Here is a 17,210-nt window from a genome sequence, read left to right as displayed (position 1 = left end):
CAAAATGCTTTCACTGCCAATTATATTGCAATATTTCCTACCGATTATAAAATACTGTTTATATATACAGTAAAAATGGGAAATCCGCGCAAATCCCTGATCTCTCTCGAAGCTACGCTCTACTATCATCGCGTCTCCCGCTGCGTGCGCCGCGCATTCCTGTGCGGCAAGGATGAGCGCACCGGGCGCTGCTTCGAGCATCGGAGACAGTGGATCGAAGATCGCCTATTGGAATTGACCGAGATATTTGCGCTGGATATCTGTGCTTATGCAGTAATGAGCAACCATTATCATGTGGTACTGCATATCAATATTGGAGAGGCTGAATCCTGGACGCTAAGCGAGGTGGTGGATCGCTGGCATCAACTCTGTAAAGGCTCTCTGCTCTCCCAACGTTTTAACCTTGAACGCTGCGGAACTGGCTCGGCTGGAGGAAGTAGCCACAGAATGGCGTACACGGCTGATAGATATCAGTTGGTTTATGCGGATGCTCAATGAGTCCATTGCCCGCCAAGCCAATCGAGAGGATGGCTGCACCGGTCCTTTCTGGGAGGGCCGATTCAAGTCTCAGACCTTGCTCGACGAACGGGCCTTGACTGCCTGTATGGCGTATGTAGATATGAACCCAATCCGAGACAAAATGGCCGATACACCCGAAACCTCAGACCACACTTCCATACAACGGCGTATTTCGGCAGCTCGGGATGGCAAACAGCCGCAGCGGCTCTTTCCCTTTGTTGGTAATCCGCGAGAGTCCATGTCAGTGGGACTGCCGTTTCAGTTACAGGACTATCTGGAGCTGGTGGACTGGAGCGGCCGTTGCCTTCGTGAAGACAAGCGAGGCGCGATCGACGAACAACTACCACCAATTCTAGAACGGTTGCAGATCAACCCTCGGTACTGGCTCTACCTGAACCGAAACTTCGAAAGCCGCTTCAAGTCCTTGGTTGGCGCCGCGCACTCGGTGCGCAGTGCCTGTGAGCGGCTCGGAAAACGCTGGGGGCAGGCTATTCGTGAGTGCGAGTGGTATCTCTCACCGCCAGCTTCTCCCTGAACTTTTATTTTTTCTGCAGAGTCCATCGCCGGCTTGTGGCGAAAGATCTCTCTTTACGCCAAATACCACGTTTGGCGCGAGATACCACCAAAATCAGACAGCTTCCCCACCTCGTAAGCTTCCGTATAGCTGTGCTGCTGTCTTCGAGCCAGTTTTCTCTGCCTTCCTCAATTTGTGGGTGTCCAGTTTTGCTTGGCATTACAACAGGCTGTCACAACCATAGGAGCCGCCCTCACTATAGCCCAACCTCCCCTTCTCCCTGATCGCCCAGCCAGCGGCTCCAGTTCAGCTCCAGCATGTTTACGCCGCCCAGGTAGTTTCTTCCACCAGGTAATAGACGAGGTGCGGCCCCCGGTCTCAGAGTTATGCATCAGACTAACCAGACACATTGACCTGCACCACACATTTCCCTAGGCGCGACCGTGTGCCTGGGCCTTCAGTTGTTCAGCATCCACCCGAACGAAGATCGAATCCGCAGTTACCGTCAGCACATCACCCGCCCAGACTTCGCAGATCACCCGACTCTTGCGCCCTACTTCACCCTCGACCCTGGCTTTAAGGGTCAGCTCCACACCCATTGGGGTCGGTTTGATGAAGGTGAGGTTAAGCTTCCCGGTAACGCAATCAATGCGCGGCAAGCTGCCTGGCTCACGGCCTTCTGCACGATAGTGGTAAGCCATGGCAGTCCAGTTGGAATGGCAGTCCACCAGCATGGCCACCAGACCACCATAAACCAGCCCCGGCCAACCGTGGAATTTCGGATCCGGCGTGTGCCTGCAGACCACGTGAACCCCGTCTTCATCCCAATAGCTCTTCAATTGCAGTCCCTCAGGGTGGGAACTTCCGCAACCGAAACAGACTCCATCCGGAGCGGCCATATCCTGCAAGGCGGCGGGAACACTGCTCATAGCCAAAGACTCCTTCGCAAAACCACATATTCAAGCGGTTAAAAAACCGCAACCGGGTTTGCATCATACCTAAAAATCAAGAGCAAATGGCATAAGCTTATAATCATCACTGACACTGTAGTGAAACAGGACCACTTGGTTCTTTTCGATTGACGTAGGGTTCTCTGGGGTAGTTCAAAGTAAGCCTTTATAACTAGGGGTAGTATTGGCTGTAGAGGTTCCTGCGTTTACGGTCAGGGTTTACGAGTAAAACAGCAAAGACAAAGCTCTCCTATGGAAAAAATCGATCGGTTTTCATCCAATTTGCTCAAAAGCTCCGACAATAGCCAAGCCCCATACCTCCAACTGATAAAAGGCAATGAACCATTTAGTGGCCAACTCAAAGGCGCTCTGATTGTAGCCCAGTATCACTTATACGACGGCCACTACCTGCTGTTTATCACAGACGATATTCCATATGAAGAAACCTTGCGTATCTACCTGATTGCAAGTAATGCCGAGGTTCTGGACTCGCTGGAATTCGGCGGCTACCTCGCCAACGGGACACTGGAGGATCTGAACATTGTTGGCGAGCAGGCCATTGAGTTCAACTTCATCCACAAAAAGCGCTGCAGGTTGACTGTGAAATCTGACAGCGGATGGACAAAGCCACTCACCTTCACGCCTGGAGTACGGCGACCCGGCGGGTTGAAGAAGCGGTATCTGGATCTTGAATTCTTCTAGTGGGGAAGAAAAGGACCGAAAAGAGAGAAGGCTCCCAGGCAGATTCTCTATGCAAAGTTTATAACCCTGAAAACTGAAAAGACTTCCAGAGCAATGGAAACACAGACAACTACTAAGACAAAATGCCGAGAAGAATCTTTCATGCAATTGAATCAGAATATATATTTGCAATTTATCAATAACTTGCAGATAGATACCATGATATTCCCCGACTTTTAATTCGGGATGAAGGTCGAAAATCGGCAGGTAGTGACTGAGCGCCCACATCTGAAGGAACCGTAAACATGCAGCCTATGCCAGGGAATATCGACCAGCACGGAGAGACTGAGTAATGGCAAAACTCGCAGCAACAATCCCGCCCGTGCGATATAGGCGGACACCCTCTTCGTTTCTCAAGCGACTGACCCGCCCCTTTACCGCGCCGTTCAGGGAAATACTCGGTGGCCCGGACCTTGAGCACTGTGATCACCGACGTGTGGACTGCGGCGTCGTTGATGTGGAATTTTTTCTACCTGCCGCATCCTTTGGTGGCGAGGCAGAATACCCTACAAATGTGGATCTTAAAAACATTCCCGCTCCAGAAATGGCATACGAGTACCGTACTGAGCATGACATTCTGAGACTGGGTGTCAGTAACTGGAAATATGGGCGTCCCAAGCTGGAACCTACACGGTTTCTGCCTGTTCCCCAGGGCCCTTACGTCATCGTCACCACATCCTGGCAACTAGAAAGAATCAAAAACGGCTTACGCCTTGAGGTAGGCAATACAGCGATGCTTGAGCAATACCTGACGGACGATTACTACGCTCACCTTGAATCCGAAGGAGGGCGAAACTGGAAAATCAGAGCAAGAACACAGAATGAACTTGAGCCGCGCGGATGGGATCAGGAATCAATTGATGAACAAATAGCTACACAGCTTTTCGATCCACCAAAGAACTATGAATCAATGATGTTCAATGGTGTTAACTGGCTTAGATACATCTGGGCACCCCGCCAGAACTACCCGAAAGCACTCAGTTACACTTGTGTGCTCACACCATCCTTTCTCCTGACGGTAAGCTTTGGCCTAACAGAAATGACAGCAGCTTCCCTTAAGCACTGGTGGAGCCCACTGGTCGAAGACTCAGAGATTCTGATACAAGGGGTGAAGCTTCACTATAAAAACCTGTCCGATACCATTTAAGCCAACCGGAAACACTTTGCCATCTGGCTGCGCTCATGTGCCATCGGATATATTGGGATCGGATTCTATGCATTACTGTTCCTTTAATCAGGGCTTTGTGCTCAGAGATTTTGTAGAGAAGCCACTCTTGCAAGCCCTGTGAGAGCCATTCCGGTGGCGGCGGTTCATGGACACCCATAAAACAAGAAGTTACCTTTTTACGTATAACGCTCTCGGCATGGACCGGAGCAAGCACAGCTTGCGGATGTCCAGCCCGAAAGGCGAGTATGCCCAATCTGGTTAAGTGGCATGCCTGACTTGCCCTGTAATTTTAAAATTAGAACCTGGTAACCCCGATATAATACTCAAGGTTATCCCTTTATCCTTCAAAACACGACGAAACTTACTACAAGTTCTTTTGCTCCATACGCCAAGATATGCGGCTTCGTCTGACTCTGCCTGTAAGTAGCCCTCAAACACCTCTTTTAGTTCCTGCAAAGAGAAATGTGCTTTTACATCACTCCATTTAGCGACTGCTATATGTGTCTCTCCCTTAACTAGGAAAGGGAGCTCAACTTTATCTTGGTATAGTGTTATTTCTTCCATGCCATTTAACACCGCCATAATTTGCTGACGGAAGCGCAGCGTAAGACGGTCAAATTGATGGCCTTGTTAAGGGTTTTTGCCAAATACTGCATCCATAGCTTCCTTATCGTAATCCAGTAGATATTGCTCAAACTGATCATACAGCTCTTTAAGAAACTGTTTGTTTGGGCCAGCTATATCCATGCCTCGATCATCATAGGGAAAAACCATAACCTCTTTACTTAGATTGAACAAATATATATCCGCCATTGGATTTGGATTAATACATCCAAAGTCCGAGGATAGAGCACACCATAAGGCATTAATAATATATTCGGAAGGTGCGTTGAAAGCTATGTAATGCCATAGAGAATCAGAATAATCTTCATCTCCAAGCCATTCTTCGTCGAACTCTGTCCAATGTTCTTTACCAGATATTGGATATAGCCCCGCCTCTCGCAAAGGTCTTAGAGTTGACAGGCTGGACAACAATCTTTTTCCGCCATAGACCCTTGTGCAAACTGTTATATCTTCACACCCACTAAAAATCTGACTACAAACCCCCATTGCTTTACGGTGTGCTGTAAGAAATTTATTTAAGTAGTTACCACCTTCAGAAAGCTCAAATCTAAGACCACCTTCATAATTATAAAAGAGAGGCCTTTTGAAAGCCTTTCCGTCAAACGTATTTTCAATCTGTTCTCGAATATTCATGATGCCTTAACGCATAGCTAAACAGCGCACAAAGTGGATCTGATTTGTGCAATAATTTGCGAAGCAAATGCACAAACGAGCGGGGCTTTGGGAGCCCAGTGGAGGCCGAAGGTCGGAACGGTGTTTGAGCGAATTGTTATGTGTTTTCATACTTTTCAAACACTACACGCTCTAAGCAAGAGTGCAAACTTTTCTCTAAGATCATAAAGCCTTTATTTGTATAAAGTAAGTAATTTGGATTTGGCTTGTATTCGGCTAATTGACCATCAACAACAGAGAATAGACCAATAATATCCTCTGGAGGAACGCCATCATCTTTATTTTTTACTCTACCATCTATTACTACTACCACACCGTCATGCTGCCTTAACGCCTCATCAATTAGTGGCTTGGCATTTATTCCATTCTCTTCAATTGTTCGATGCAATAAATTTAGGAACACTGGATTAGGTCTGAATTCTGTAATTCTCCCATCATCTGCGCTTCCAACTACTTCGCCTAAAATTGCTTCTGATATTAAACCCTTATCAAAGACAAAATCATGAGAAAGTATTGAAATATACCGCCTTATATTCCCTTCTTTATCTCTTACTTCAAATAAATTACTCATGTTGCTACCTGTTTACACATAACGCCGCGAGCAGCGGCAGCTTGCTTTGGGAGCTTTATGCGCGAAAATGGGAGCGAAGCGACCTGCGTATAAAGTGCACAAAGTGAGCTGTCCGGTGGAGGCCCACAGAGCCGGAACGAAATGCCTAGCCTTGTTAATGGCCGGTTACCGGACAGTTGATCCCTGACACCAATTCCCGAATACCCACTGCAATATAGCTTGCACTTAACCTAATCCATGGCGAAAGGAACCAGAACACGAAACTTGCGGATTTTACAGTGTTTTGCGGGGAGACGACTTGAACGGTGGTAAACACTTGAAAGCAACTCCCTTCTTTAGTGCCTGAGGCCTTCCGGGCTCTTAGCTATTAACGCCAAGTTAAGCAGCAAAACGGAGGCCGCAGTGGTTTAAATTGTCCGATTGAACGCCTGGTTAGCACGGGAACGGATTGATCTGAACAACAGTGACGTAAGCAATGCGCCCCCCGCGCCACCAGGTACCTCTGGTGCCGACTTTAAGTCGTTTGTGATGGTACTCACGGCGCTCTTCACTGAGAACCCACATATTGGCGTAGCCTCTTTTCGGAATATTTCCCGGAGTGGCGTCTCTGATAACGTGGCCATTTGCATCAAGGATTTCAGGCCAGATCATGTGTGTACCCTCAACCTGTGGGTCGTCACCATCATAGAGAAAATCAACTCTCATACCTTGGCCAGGCTTCGCGTTTTTTATTTCCTCAGCCAGATCAATTTCGTATTTGACAATGAAGTCTGGCTGCCTTCCAGATTTCTCTTCGTAAGGTATATGTTCTTTCATAATTGAGTACTAACGCCGCCAACACGGGCGCAATGTAGCGGCGGCGCCGCGAAATGGAGGCCCAGCCAGCTTTACTGGCGATCGTGCTTGGCTTTGTTAAGCATGGCTGAATTTCTTGCGAAATATTAAGACTGACAATCTTACGCCTATTAGTATACCAAGCCCAAACGAGGCTGGCATTGCAGCCAAAAATAGACATTCTTGATTGCCCTCAATGATTTCAGGTAAATATGGAATAGACCCTACGAGCATAAACCAACCGCCAAAGTGAAAGAACTGGAGCGGCTGTTTGAAATTAAAATGGTTAAGTCTCCAGTTTGGACGTGACCATGTTTTAGCGGACATTGGGTTAAATGCTTGTAAGCCAATGACAACTTGTAATCCGACGATACCAAAGAGGAATGCGGCAGGCGTCGCGTTCCTGGCCTTGTTAACTTTTGATGGCATCATGCTTGGCCACCCCTATGTAACTAAACTCAACCATTTTGCTAAATGCATTATTGCAGAGTGTAATATCTTGGTTGGACAACTTGGCCTTTACTTCAGCTCCAGCTTTACTCTTTGGTATAGCAAAAGAATTATGCCGGTCAATTACAAGATAAAGTTCATCTTCTGTAAAGTATGAGTCTATGAACTCTTGTACTTCTAACTCTTTGAAGTCGCTACCTTCTCCCACAAACGACCACTCGTTACCAGATGACTTATCCCAATCGATTTTTGATTTCATATGGATTGTAGCTATGTAGATACTTTTTGCTTCCATGATTCTCAATAAAAGTTAACGCTTTTGTTTAGCGGCGCCTCGACAGGCGCGTCCGGTGGAGGCCGCCGACCGAAACGAACTACAACAAGATTAGGTTCGTTTTGGGTACACGTGATAGCGGTCGGCGCCCGTTTTCTCGATTACCACCCGGTCGCCAGAAGCCAAATTATGAACCTTGAAAAATTCACCAACCCAAGCCCGACGGCGAAAAATTTTCTTATCGCCAGCGATATCAGTACGAACTGGAGACGTTATGCCGCTATGGACTTCGAGGAGCCTCGGAGCGAGGCTGCTGTCGTTGCTGCCTCCGATAGAATCTGGTGGAAAAAACTCGATCACCGAAGACAGGTAAAGGTGATTGTTGTTGATATTGCCTTGGGTTAGCTCAATTTCGACAAATTCCACTTGATGTTTCCCTGTACTTTTAACGCCGTTGTAAATTGCAGTTTTGGAGGAGCCTATTTGTGCCATCTAGCACAAAAAGGGGCGACGGAAAAACTGTCAATTTGACAACTTTATTAGCGCCTAGTCCTGATCAAAAACCACAACTGCCTTTGATCTTTATTCATTTAATAAGACTGTTACAGCGCCCAGCTCTGAATGCCAATTTCCCGCGCCATAACAGTATTTAAGTTTCATTTATTCGTGAGCTTTAAGCCCTGCTGCGGCCTTTTTACTACTTTCTTGAGGATCGCATATCATAAATTCTCTGCCAACTAATAGGTCTTCGTAGTTCCCTGAAAATGAAATAAGGAACTCTTCTCGATAGTCTGTCCAAGAAAAAGTTGCGTGGTCCAAGATTCGAGTCTCGCTAGGTAGACTATTGACAGCTAATACCGTCCCCAATGTACGTTTATCCGAATCAACTACAAGCCAAATTACTACAGCAACTGATAGTGGCATTAACATATAAAGATACTTCTTCATGTATAGAGATAACGCCAAAAGCAGGCGCGCCGCTTTTTGGCGTCGCCCTGCCTTTTCTTGTATGGTCCAATATCTATATCAAACTACTCTCATCGATGTTAGGTTGAAGCCCGTAGCTAGCGGCAACTAGTTACCGGGGTGGCAGTCCGGTGCATGCCAGGTACTCGATACCGTTAACAAGCTGGGACGCTACCCCGACCCGATTTTATCTCGAACAGTCGAATGGGCTTCGAGCTCGAATTTAGCAAGTAACAGTGCTTGTGACAACTCACAAAGAAAAAGTGGGCGTTAACGTAGGAGTCGATGTTGAAAAGTACCAATTGGACTTCTTTATTTGGAAAAGAAAACATTCATGGACATCCATCAATATTCTGTCCATCAATATTCCTAACTGGGCGGTTGATGTAAACATTATTTAAAGGGAAATCTGGTTATCCGTGCCCACAGCAATATGCCCTAGGCTTTCAGTATATCCTTCATGGGCAAGGTTAGCGCTTTGATTTCCAGCGCCTGTCAATCGCCCAATATTGCCAGCTCTACCTCTGAAAACAGCCGAGATGCCTTGCGGCGCGCAGCGTTCTGACGCTGCTCGACAAGCTTCTCTATGGCTTGCTCGCTGACCGACTCAGTTCCTGGCGAGTACAGCTCAAACCAGCTCGCTGTCACAACAGCAATAGACAGCGACTCGGCAGTGATAAAGTCGCACAACTCCACGTATACTTGACAGGCTCTTTCGAACACTCCGCGCATCGCTGTTAGCAGCTCTTCTATTTCACAGATGCCCACCTCTCACATAGAAAGCCCCAAAATACAGCGGAAAATTTATCAAAAAATACAATTTTGAAAAAACAGAGAGATAGCTACTCCGCCCTAAAGATATTCAAAATATGGAGGTCATTCCCATGATTGGTTGAAAGTTTTACACGCAGGCACTGACAACTCGTGAAACAACACTTTTTTATAGAGGGGGGTACGGTTTCCAACCTAAAGCTGGTCCGTGTGCGGCACTAAGGAAAGCGCTATTACCAAATTAAATTTGAGTTGCACGCCCGCGGCGCTGAAAAGCCCTCACAGCTGACCACCCGTAACGAGCCAAACCGCAGGGCGGATCAAAAGCGGAGCTACAGGGAAGTACTTGTGCGTTTTCGAAATATCCGTCCTATTGCCTGAGCGCCCCGAAACATACCGTTGTTTTCACGCGAATTAATCAGAGGTTCCCTAGCCAAAATCCTGCCGCGCCATCCAGGGAATTATCCGCTCGAAGGCCTTTTCAATATTGTCGATGGAAGTGGCGTAGCTGATGCGCAAAGCGCTGCGGCAGGATTCGCCGAAAGTGTCTCCGGCGATGGTGCAGACGCCTGTTTCGCGCAAAAGGCGCAACGCGACATTGCTGCCGTTGACGCCGTCCGGCAGCGAGGGAAATAGATAAAAAGCGCCCTCGGGTATATACCCCTCCAGGTAAGGGGTTTTCTCCACCAGTTGCACCAAACGATCACGCCGCTGTTTGTAAGTTTCGACGATGCGATCAATAAACCCGCGCTCTCCCTGGAGCGCGGCGACACCGGCCCACTGACAGGGTGTGTTGGCAACGGTAGTGGTGAACATATGGTAGCGCCGCAGCTTCCTGATGGCCCCTTGGCTTGCAATCATCCATCCAATACGCATACCCGCCATGCTGAAGGTCTTGGAAAAACTGCTGATCACCATCACGTGGTCCAAATCGGAGCAGCAAGACAAAACACTGGCGTATTCACGGTTGTCATACACCAGGTGATCGTAGACCTCATCGCTGATCACATAGACGCCCCGGTAGGCGGCCTCCTGCACGATCATCTCAATGGTTTCGCGCGGGTAGACAGTGCCGGTGGGATTGCTGGGGGAATTAAGCACGATCGCGTGGGTTTTATTGCCAATGGCATCGATCACTTCCACTGGGTCCAACTGGTGGTTATTCTCCGCGCGTGTGGGAATGTATTTCACCTCGCCGCCGTTCATACGGATCAGCGGCGCATAAAGCATAAATGACGGGTCCGGGACAATAAATTCGCGCCCCGGCGCGGATACAGCGGTGAGCGCCAAATAGATGGCCTCGGTAGCGCCGGTGGTGACAAGAATATTTTCTGGCGAGATCCCGCGCCCATAGCGCGCATTGTTGTAAACCGCCAAGGCCTCCAGCAATTCCGGCAGGCCGGCGTCCATGGTGTAGCCGGTCTGGCCCGCCTCCAGCGCATCCACCGCGGCCTGTATCACATGGGGCGGCGCCGGTGCGTCCGGCTGGCCAATGGACAAATGAATAACGTCGTCCATGGTAGCTGCCAGATTAACCATCTTACGGATTCCCGGCACAGGAATCGTCAGCAGTGCCGGGTTCCACAGCGGGTCCTCGGATTCATAGAAGTCGAAATCCAAACTGTTCACATCGCCTCCCCCCCTGCTTCTCCTGCAGAAAACAGCCGCGGACGCATATCGGTCAGTGGCGCCGCCAGCTGGTACGCCTGACCGGCACGCAACACTGTGGCGTCTTCGAAGCGCCGCCCCACCAGCTGTAATCCGACGGGCAGTCCCGCACTGGAAAAACCGCAGGGCACAGACAGCGCCGGCTGCCCGGTGAGGTTGAACGGGTAGGTAAAGGGGGTCCAGGATGGCCAGCGAGTGCTGGTCCAGTCTTCCGGCACCTCGCGACCAGCTTTGAACGCTGTGATTGGCAGCGTTGGTGTCAGCAGCAAATCGTAGGTGCGGTGGAAAGCGGCCATACGCTCACACAGTGCCGTGCGCTCATTCACCGCAGCCAAGTAATCAAGCACCGTCAGCTGTGCGGCCTTTTCTGCCACTGCCACCAGCTGTGGGTCCATCAGCGCCCGTTGGCGTTTGTCGAGCTCGCGCAGCGCGTTGGCAGCGCCACTGTAAAAGAGATGCCCGAATGCCGCCAGAGGGTCGTCGAAGCCCGGGTCCACTTCGGTGACATCGGCCCCCAGCGATTCCATCAAGCGTGCGGCGGCGCGCACCTTCTCTTCTATTTCTCGCTCTACCTGCACATAGCCGAGGTCGGCGCTAAAAGCGATACGCAACCCTTTGAGTAACTGCCCGGGCTCTCCCCGGATAGCCTCGACGTAGTCAATGTTGCGCCTCGGCACCGCGTGGACATCCCGGTAGTCCGTCTCCGTCAGCACATTCATCGCCAAAGCGCAGTCCGCCACCGTCCAAGCCATAGGACCGGCATGCGCCAGGGTGCCGAAGGGGCTCGGCGGCCAATGGGGTACCTCACCGAAACTGGGTTTTAGGCCGACAATGCCGCAGAACCCGGCGGGAATACGAATAGAACCACCGGCATCGGTCCCCAGCGCCAGCGGCCCCAAGCCCAGGGCCACCGCCGCGGCGCTGCCGCCGCTGGACCCGCCGGCGGTTTTCTCCGGCGCCCAAGGGTTGCGGGTTACGCCATCTATGGGGTTGTCAGTCACACCCTTCCAACCGAATTCTGGTGTTGTGGTCTTACCCAGGGGCACACAACCGCTGCGCGCCAGCGCCGACACCGCAGGTGCCGACTTGCCCAGCGTGGCTGCCGGATCAATGGTTTTTGATCCTTTGCGCGTCGGCCACATAGGAGTCAGAAACACATCCTTGATCGCCACTGGTATGCCATCGAGCAAACCTTGCGGCGCCCCCGCCCGGTAGCGCGCCTCCGAGGTCCGCGCCGCTGCGCGAGTGGTGTCCCTGTCCACCAGGCAGTAGGCATTGACTATCCTGTTGCAGCGTTCTATCCGGTCCAGCAACGATTCTGTGACTTCCAGCGGGGAAAAAGCCCTTTTTTTGTACCCTTCCAGCAATTCCACCACACCCATACTGGCGAACTCACGCATCGGCCCTTCCTCTTTTCCCTGCTAGTCTCCCCATCCTAGTACGCGCAGACCGGCCTTTATCGAGTAGACCCCCAGATTCACGTGGACACCGCCGCCCCGTGCACCCACCAAAGATGACGCCAAAGGTACCTCTGATTAATTCACCCGAATGCTGTAGCTGATTCCGGGACGCTCAGACAATGAGATGGACATTTCGAAAATGCGCGAATACGCCCCTGTAGCTCCGCCGGATACGCCCTTGTATAGAGCGGTTCGAAATGTCCATTTCAGAACCAGAGCTTCTCATCTGGGTGAAAAGTACCTTTGTCGCCAGAGGGCAAATTATTCAGAGGTTCCCAAAGTCTCATTTTTTGTGAAGAATTCAGGTTGTAGTCAGCTCGGCAAGATAAATTGCCGGTTGCAGAATTCCGTTTAAGGGGCAAGAACAAATGAAAATGACAGCCTGGATAATTCCCTTCACAGCCCTGATCCTGGTCGGCGGCTGCGCCACAATGAGTGAAGAAGAGTGTCTGACGGCGGACTGGCGCGCAATCGGCTATGAAGATGGGGCGGCGGGTTTGCAGATTGCACAGTTGAGCAAGCGTCGCGAAGCCTGCGCCAAGCACGGTGTGCGACCGGATACCGCCTCCTACCGGACTGGCCGCGACGAGGGATTGCAACTCTACTGTACCGAACACCAGGGTTTCCGCCTGGGCCGTGCCGGGGGCACCTACAGTGGTGTCTGCCCCGCTGATCTGGAAGGGCTTTTTCTCCGTGGCCACAGCGCCGGCCGCGATATTTATCTGGCCCAGAGCGCCGTTAATCAGGTGGCCTCAGCCATCAGCGATTTGGAAAGAGAACGGGAACATATTCTCGATGACATTACTGAAATGAGCGCACACCTGGTCAGTGACGAGGCCACCAAAGAAGAGCGGGTGACCCTGCTCGCCGATATCGCCCGTCTCAAGGAGCGCCACACGGAGCTGGAGCTGGATATCGAAGACCTGGAACAGGAGCTGGCGCTGCGCGAGGCGGAATATCAGGAAGTGCTTGCCCGATCGCCCTACTAAACGCTCTCTGATAAGTTTTTCTGCTGACGGAAATGATTCATCAGACCCATGATATGAAGCTCTGATTTTGAAGCCACTTTACTGCCAGGAAGCAAATCAAAGCTTCTCTGATTAATTCACACCGGGAATATAGTGGGCTTCTGAACGCCCACCCCTTCACCTAAACCTCTTATCTGGCCTCGAGCTATCTTTGCTTCCAGAGAGAGCTGATCGGAGGTTCCTTGGATGCATCTCTTTACCCAGTCATGCATAAATTTACACATATTTACTTTTCCTATCACTGTAGTGCGAATGACTTCACTTAGAATAAAAGAAACATCCTTACCATCCGAATCTGCAACATCAAATGAAAAAATTTCTTTTCAAAAATATATGTATTGGAATTGCGTGCACCGCAATGTTCGCCAACAGTGCCATGGCCCACCATGGTGTAAATGGTCAATTTGACACCTCTAAACAAATAAAGATAACAGGAAAAATAACAAAAATAAGGTTAGTCAACCCGCATGCGTACATCTATTTCGATGTTAAAAATAGCGCAGGCAACGCCGAAAACTGGCGCTGTGATCTAGGCACAGGAAGCGCATTAAAGAGAGCAGGATGGTCTTCCAGCCTCTTTAAAAAAGGAGAGGAAATCACCATTATTGGTGCGCCAGCACGCAGTGAAGATCTCGCCTGCCATGCAAACAGCATACATTTTACCAACGGGCTGACAATTAACCGAAATTCTGTTTTTGACAACTCTGGAAATTTAGTTAAACAACCCAGAAAAATCACTCTACCGGATGGAACACCAAACATCGGCGGCAACTGGGTAAGCGACCAGCGCAAAGAGAGACCTCGCCCCCAAAAACCTTCCTCAAAATCAGCTCCGCGACAAGATCTGGCAGCCGCGCCAGAAGATGGGCGTCCTCCTAGGGGGGAGCGCCCGCCCATGGGTGAGCGTCCGCCACGAGACCCGAATCGGCCACAGTTCAAACTAACAGAGGCAGGCGAGCAGGCCGTTGCAGGTTACCGATTTGAAGACAGCCCTCGCCTGCACTGTAAAGCAACCAACATCATAGATGACTGGACATTCGACCAATTAGTGAATCGCATTGATCAGACCGAAGATGAAATCACCATTCATTATGGTTTCATGGACATCGTTCGCACGATTCACCTCGACTTGGACCAGCATCCAGCAGATATTGAGCCCAGTGTGGCAGGTCACTCAATAGGCAAGTGGGAAGACGGCGTATTGATTGTAGACACCATAGGCTTTGCTCCTGGTTACATACATGCACCACCGCATCCGAATGGCGCAGCCAAAAACAGCGATCAACTCCATATCGTTGAGCGTTTTCATCTCAGTGATGACGGGCTATCACTCCACCGTTCGTATGAAATAGAGGATCCTTTGTACTTGCAAGAGAAAGTACACGGCGAAGACGTTGTGAAGCTGACAGAATCGCAATACTTCCCCTATGAATGCGACGACCTAACCTATGAGAAACGCTAATTAATCTCTGATTAAATCGCATGCGCTCTGTCGTTGGTTTCAGAGCGCTCACGCAGCGCTTTTTTGAAAACGCAGGAGTAGTTCCTGTAGCATCTATAGATATATTTATAGACGCTACAGGAAACTATTCGCACATTTTATAAGGAACCTCTGATTAAATCACTTTCTGGTGGCAGAAGCTCTTCGCGGGCGAATGTGAAGATCAGGTGATAGGACGGGCATTTCGAAACCATCGGATACAGGGATGTATCCGTCGGAGCTACAGGGAAGTACTCGTGCGCTTTCGAAATGTCCGTCCTATTGCCTGAGCGCCCCGGAAGCTACCATAGTGTCCACGCGAATTAATCAGAGGTTCCATAAAAAGATTCCATCTCTTAGTAGCCTCATAACAAGAGATAACCCTTATCCGAATTATTCATAGCCACCCCTAAGCGTATAAACGAGGTAATTTTGTTGACATTTTTAGATTGGGCTGAGAGCTCATCATTGGGTTTATGGGTATCAGATTCTTTATGGGGTTATCCAATTGTATTAACCCTGCATACCATTGGTATGAGTATACTGGTAGGCATCGCCCTAATGATTAGCTTTAGACTTCTCGGATTCTGTTCCAGGCTGCCACTCAGAGATATGTATAACTATTGGAAAGTAGCGATTGCAGGGTTTTGCATTAATCTTCTGTCTGGAACCGCTTTATTTTTCGGCGGCGCGACTCTTCTATGGGAAAACCGGCCATTTCTACTAAAAATAACACTCATCGCAACCGGTTTGCTGTTGAGCCACTATTTAGCCACAAGAACGATCTCTGGCAAGATCACTTCAAAGCATAAATTTATAGCAGGCGCATCAATTTTTGTATGGATAGCGGCACTCGTTTCAGGCCGACTTATCGCATATATCGATTAGAGGGAGATTATCATGCAAGATGTCATTAACTGGATGATCTCTTCAAGTACATATGATTATATCAATGCTCACAGCTGGGTCTGGCCAACCCTGGAAAGCTTGCATTTTATAGGATTATGCTTGCTATTTGGTTCTTTAATCGTAGTCGACTTAAAGATTATTGGATTCGCCCAAGAAACTCCTTTTAAAGCTGTTGACAATTTTATCTTTGTAACGCTAATTGGACTTACGATAAACATCGCCACAGGAATCTTTTTTTTGTTTGGTGATCCCAGCCGTTATTTCATCAACCCGTCTTTTAAAATCAAAATATCATTGATTTTTTTTGCGATAATAAATGCCCTATATCTTTCCTTACGATTACGGAGCATCAAAAGGGGAAATAATCAAAGCAACGTGATTTATTTCCCTATAGATGTAAAGATCGTTGCCGGACTTTCTCTACTGCTATGGACAGGGGTAATGATTTTTGGTCGACTGATCCCGTATATGGAATAGTGTAAACGTGGAAATCTCTGATTAATTAATTTCCTGGGTTAGGGGCTTCGGTACCGGGACACCGTACCTGTCCGCCCAGGGCTGCAGGTCTTCCATAATCGACGGGTACAGCATCACCCCCTCTCTCAACTGCTTATCACGCATGGCCCAGGCCCTCTGACCGGGCACGCGTACCGGAGAGCAGCCCTCGCTGCGGCTGTTCTGCCACAAATTGCACAATGCCGCGGTCTGGCGCAGAAAGTCCGCGCGGGGGCAAAATGCGCGGGGGTCTATCAGCTGAAGGAATACCGAGTTGGCCTCGCCGTCGCCTTTCGCAGATGCGTCGTCTCGACCGTAGCCACCGAGCGCCATGGATAGAACTTCCAGCATCGCCGACAGCGCCGCACCTTTGTATCCGTGATCGACCCCACCAACGGGCAGAATACTGCCGCCACTATCGAATACATTCGGATCGTCGGACACATTGCCGTCCCGGTCTTTCAGGCATTTTACCGGCAGCTTAGTGCCTTCCCGTTTTGCCCTTGCTACATAACCACCAGCAGTCACTGACATGCTGATATCAAACAGCAACGGGTATTCACCGGCAGGGGCGGCGAAGGCCAGCGGATTGGCGGAAAAGAGCGGGTCCACACTGCCCTGGGGAGATACGGTATTTTCCGCCGGTGTTGAGCAAGTGAGAATTGCCACATAACCGGCCTCCACAACTGGCGGCAGATAGGCTGCAAGGCAGGCGATATGCTGACTGCGACGTATGGTGGCGGTAACCACCCCGTGATCCGGCACCCGCTGCATCGCTTCTATCAGCGCCTGCCTCAGCACCCAGGGCCCCGGCAGAAAATCTGCATCCCAATTAAAACAATTACCGCGGTCCGCGAGCACTGTTGGCGCACCTTCGCGGCGAGTCTCATTACTCTCCAGCCAGCGCAGGTTGCTCACCACACGGTTCATGCCGTGGGTGGTAAAGCCGAGCAGGTCCGCCTCTAGAAAAACGCCTGCCATCACCTCTGCGCGCTCTTCGGCCAAGCCGGCACACTGGAACAGACGGGCGGCAAAATTTTTCAACGCCTCTGCACGATAACGCTTTGTCATACAAATTCCTCTCAAATAACCGCTGATCATTTCAGTGCGAAATTT

20 protein-coding genes are annotated in these 17,210 nt (G+C 49.9%); 8 read left to right on the top strand and 12 right to left on the bottom strand.

Going from position 1 to position 17,210, the window contains the following annotated elements:
• The first annotated feature begins 75 nt into the window (after window positions 1-75).
• Together A3224_RS17460 and A3224_RS17455 are read left to right on the top strand one after the other, a co-directional pair.
• Entirely contained in the window at window positions 76-498 is a 423-nt protein-coding gene (locus A3224_RS17460) for a hypothetical protein (protein WP_323054285.1), read from the top strand.
• Window positions 482-1,054, top strand: coding sequence for a hypothetical protein (locus A3224_RS17455; RefSeq protein WP_331709195.1), 573 nt, complete (start codon window positions 482-484; stop codon window positions 1,052-1,054). The genes A3224_RS17460 and A3224_RS17455 overlap by 17 nt, the downstream gene beginning before the upstream one ends.
• A 410-nt stretch (window positions 1,055-1,464) precedes the next feature.
• On the opposite strand, the gene A3224_RS04445 is transcribed toward A3224_RS17455, so the two are convergent.
• Window positions 1,465-1,962 (bottom strand): PaaI family thioesterase, encoded by a 498-nt coding sequence (locus tag A3224_RS04445; protein ID WP_067152015.1) that lies wholly within the window; start codon window positions 1,960-1,962, stop codon window positions 1,465-1,467.
• Between the two features lie 273 nt (window positions 1,963-2,235).
• On the opposite strand from A3224_RS04445, the gene A3224_RS04440 reads away from it, so the two are divergent.
• Complete coding sequence (locus tag A3224_RS04440) at window positions 2,236-2,685, top strand: hypothetical protein (protein WP_067152012.1); 450 nt, start codon at window positions 2,236-2,238, stop codon at window positions 2,683-2,685.
• A gap of 331 nt (window positions 2,686-3,016) precedes the next feature.
• A complete protein-coding gene (locus A3224_RS04435) occupies window positions 3,017-3,871 on the top strand; it encodes a hypothetical protein (RefSeq protein ID WP_067152011.1) in 855 nt (284 codons plus the stop codon).
• 279 nt (window positions 3,872-4,150) lie between these two features.
• Here the strand turns inward: A3224_RS04435 and A3224_RS04430 are convergent, their stop codons facing one another.
• The 10 genes from A3224_RS04430 to A3224_RS04400 all read right to left on the bottom strand — a co-directional run bounded on the left by A3224_RS04430 (window position 4,151) and on the right by A3224_RS04400 (window position 12,122).
• Entirely contained in the window at window positions 4,151-4,456 is a 306-nt protein-coding gene (locus A3224_RS04430) for a hypothetical protein (RefSeq protein WP_156481424.1), read from the bottom strand.
• 66 nt (window positions 4,457-4,522) lie between these two features.
• Complete coding sequence (locus A3224_RS16445) at window positions 4,523-5,149, bottom strand: DUF3885 domain-containing protein (protein ID WP_082817379.1); 627 nt, start codon at window positions 5,147-5,149, stop codon at window positions 4,523-4,525.
• 136 nt (window positions 5,150-5,285) lie between these two features.
• Window positions 5,286-5,759: a hypothetical protein gene (locus A3224_RS16785; protein WP_156481423.1), complete on the bottom strand. Its 474-nt coding sequence runs from the start codon at window positions 5,757-5,759 to the stop codon at window positions 5,286-5,288.
• Window positions 5,760-6,191: 432 nt separating this feature from the next.
• Window positions 6,192-6,575 carry a hypothetical protein gene (locus tag A3224_RS04425; RefSeq protein WP_067152007.1) on the bottom strand — a complete coding sequence of 128 codons (384 nt, stop codon included), beginning with the start codon at window positions 6,573-6,575 and terminating at the stop codon, window positions 6,192-6,194.
• A 96-nt stretch (window positions 6,576-6,671) separates the two neighbouring features.
• On the bottom strand, window positions 6,672-7,025 hold the full coding sequence (locus A3224_RS16780; RefSeq protein WP_156481422.1) for a hypothetical protein: 354 nt from the start codon (window positions 7,023-7,025) through the stop codon (window positions 6,672-6,674).
• Window positions 7,006-7,338, bottom strand: a complete 333-nt coding sequence (locus A3224_RS04420; protein ID WP_067152005.1) for a hypothetical protein — start codon at window positions 7,336-7,338, stop codon at window positions 7,006-7,008. Before A3224_RS04420 ends, A3224_RS16780 begins: the two co-directional genes overlap by 20 nt.
• A gap of 90 nt (window positions 7,339-7,428) precedes the next feature.
• Window positions 7,429-7,743: a hypothetical protein gene (locus tag A3224_RS16440; RefSeq protein ID WP_074900445.1), complete on the bottom strand. Its 315-nt coding sequence runs from the start codon at window positions 7,741-7,743 to the stop codon at window positions 7,429-7,431.
• A gap of 1,035 nt (window positions 7,744-8,778) precedes the next feature.
• The gene (locus tag A3224_RS04410) at window positions 8,779-9,015 is read right to left on the bottom strand and encodes a hypothetical protein (RefSeq protein ID WP_067152001.1); all 237 of its coding nucleotides are present in this window, start codon (window positions 9,013-9,015) and stop codon (window positions 8,779-8,781) included.
• 468 nt (window positions 9,016-9,483) lie between these two features.
• The gene (locus A3224_RS04405; protein WP_067151999.1) at window positions 9,484-10,683 is read right to left on the bottom strand and encodes a pyridoxal phosphate-dependent aminotransferase; all 1,200 of its coding nucleotides are present in this window, start codon (window positions 10,681-10,683) and stop codon (window positions 9,484-9,486) included.
• Complete coding sequence (locus tag A3224_RS04400; protein WP_067151998.1) at window positions 10,680-12,122, bottom strand: amidase; 1,443 nt, start codon at window positions 12,120-12,122, stop codon at window positions 10,680-10,682. The genes A3224_RS04405 and A3224_RS04400 overlap by 4 nt, the downstream gene beginning before the upstream one ends.
• A gap of 434 nt (window positions 12,123-12,556) precedes the next feature.
• Between A3224_RS04400 and A3224_RS04395 the strand changes: the two genes are divergently transcribed.
• The 4 genes from A3224_RS04395 (at window position 12,557) to A3224_RS04385 (ending at window position 16,076) form a co-directional block, all read left to right on the top strand.
• Window positions 12,557-13,171: a DUF2799 domain-containing protein gene (locus tag A3224_RS04395; protein ID WP_175487724.1), complete on the top strand. Its 615-nt coding sequence runs from the start codon at window positions 12,557-12,559 to the stop codon at window positions 13,169-13,171.
• A 346-nt stretch (window positions 13,172-13,517) separates the two neighbouring features.
• A complete protein-coding gene (locus A3224_RS16775; protein WP_156481421.1) occupies window positions 13,518-14,672 on the top strand; it encodes a DUF6152 family protein in 1,155 nt (384 codons plus the stop codon).
• Window positions 14,673-15,125: 453 nt separating this feature from the next.
• Window positions 15,126-15,578, top strand: coding sequence for a hypothetical protein (locus A3224_RS16770; RefSeq protein ID WP_139223097.1), 453 nt, complete (start codon window positions 15,126-15,128; stop codon window positions 15,576-15,578).
• Between the two features lie 12 nt (window positions 15,579-15,590).
• On the top strand, window positions 15,591-16,076 hold the full coding sequence (locus A3224_RS04385) for a DUF6644 family protein (RefSeq protein ID WP_067151991.1): 486 nt from the start codon (window positions 15,591-15,593) through the stop codon (window positions 16,074-16,076).
• Between the two features lie 21 nt (window positions 16,077-16,097).
• On the opposite strand, the gene A3224_RS04380 is transcribed toward A3224_RS04385, so the two are convergent.
• Window positions 16,098-17,165 carry an Ldh family oxidoreductase gene (locus tag A3224_RS04380; protein ID WP_067151990.1) on the bottom strand — a complete coding sequence of 356 codons (1,068 nt, stop codon included), beginning with the start codon at window positions 17,163-17,165 and terminating at the stop codon, window positions 16,098-16,100.
• Between the last annotated feature and the right edge of the window lie 45 nt (window positions 17,166-17,210).

It is taken from the genome of Microbulbifer thermotolerans (genome assembly GCF_001617625.1).
GTDB classification, from domain to species: domain Bacteria; phylum Pseudomonadota; class Gammaproteobacteria; order Pseudomonadales; family Cellvibrionaceae; genus Microbulbifer; species Microbulbifer thermotolerans.
The sequence above is the reverse complement of the archived record's forward strand: the minus strand, read 5'-3'. Positions and strand labels throughout refer to the sequence as shown.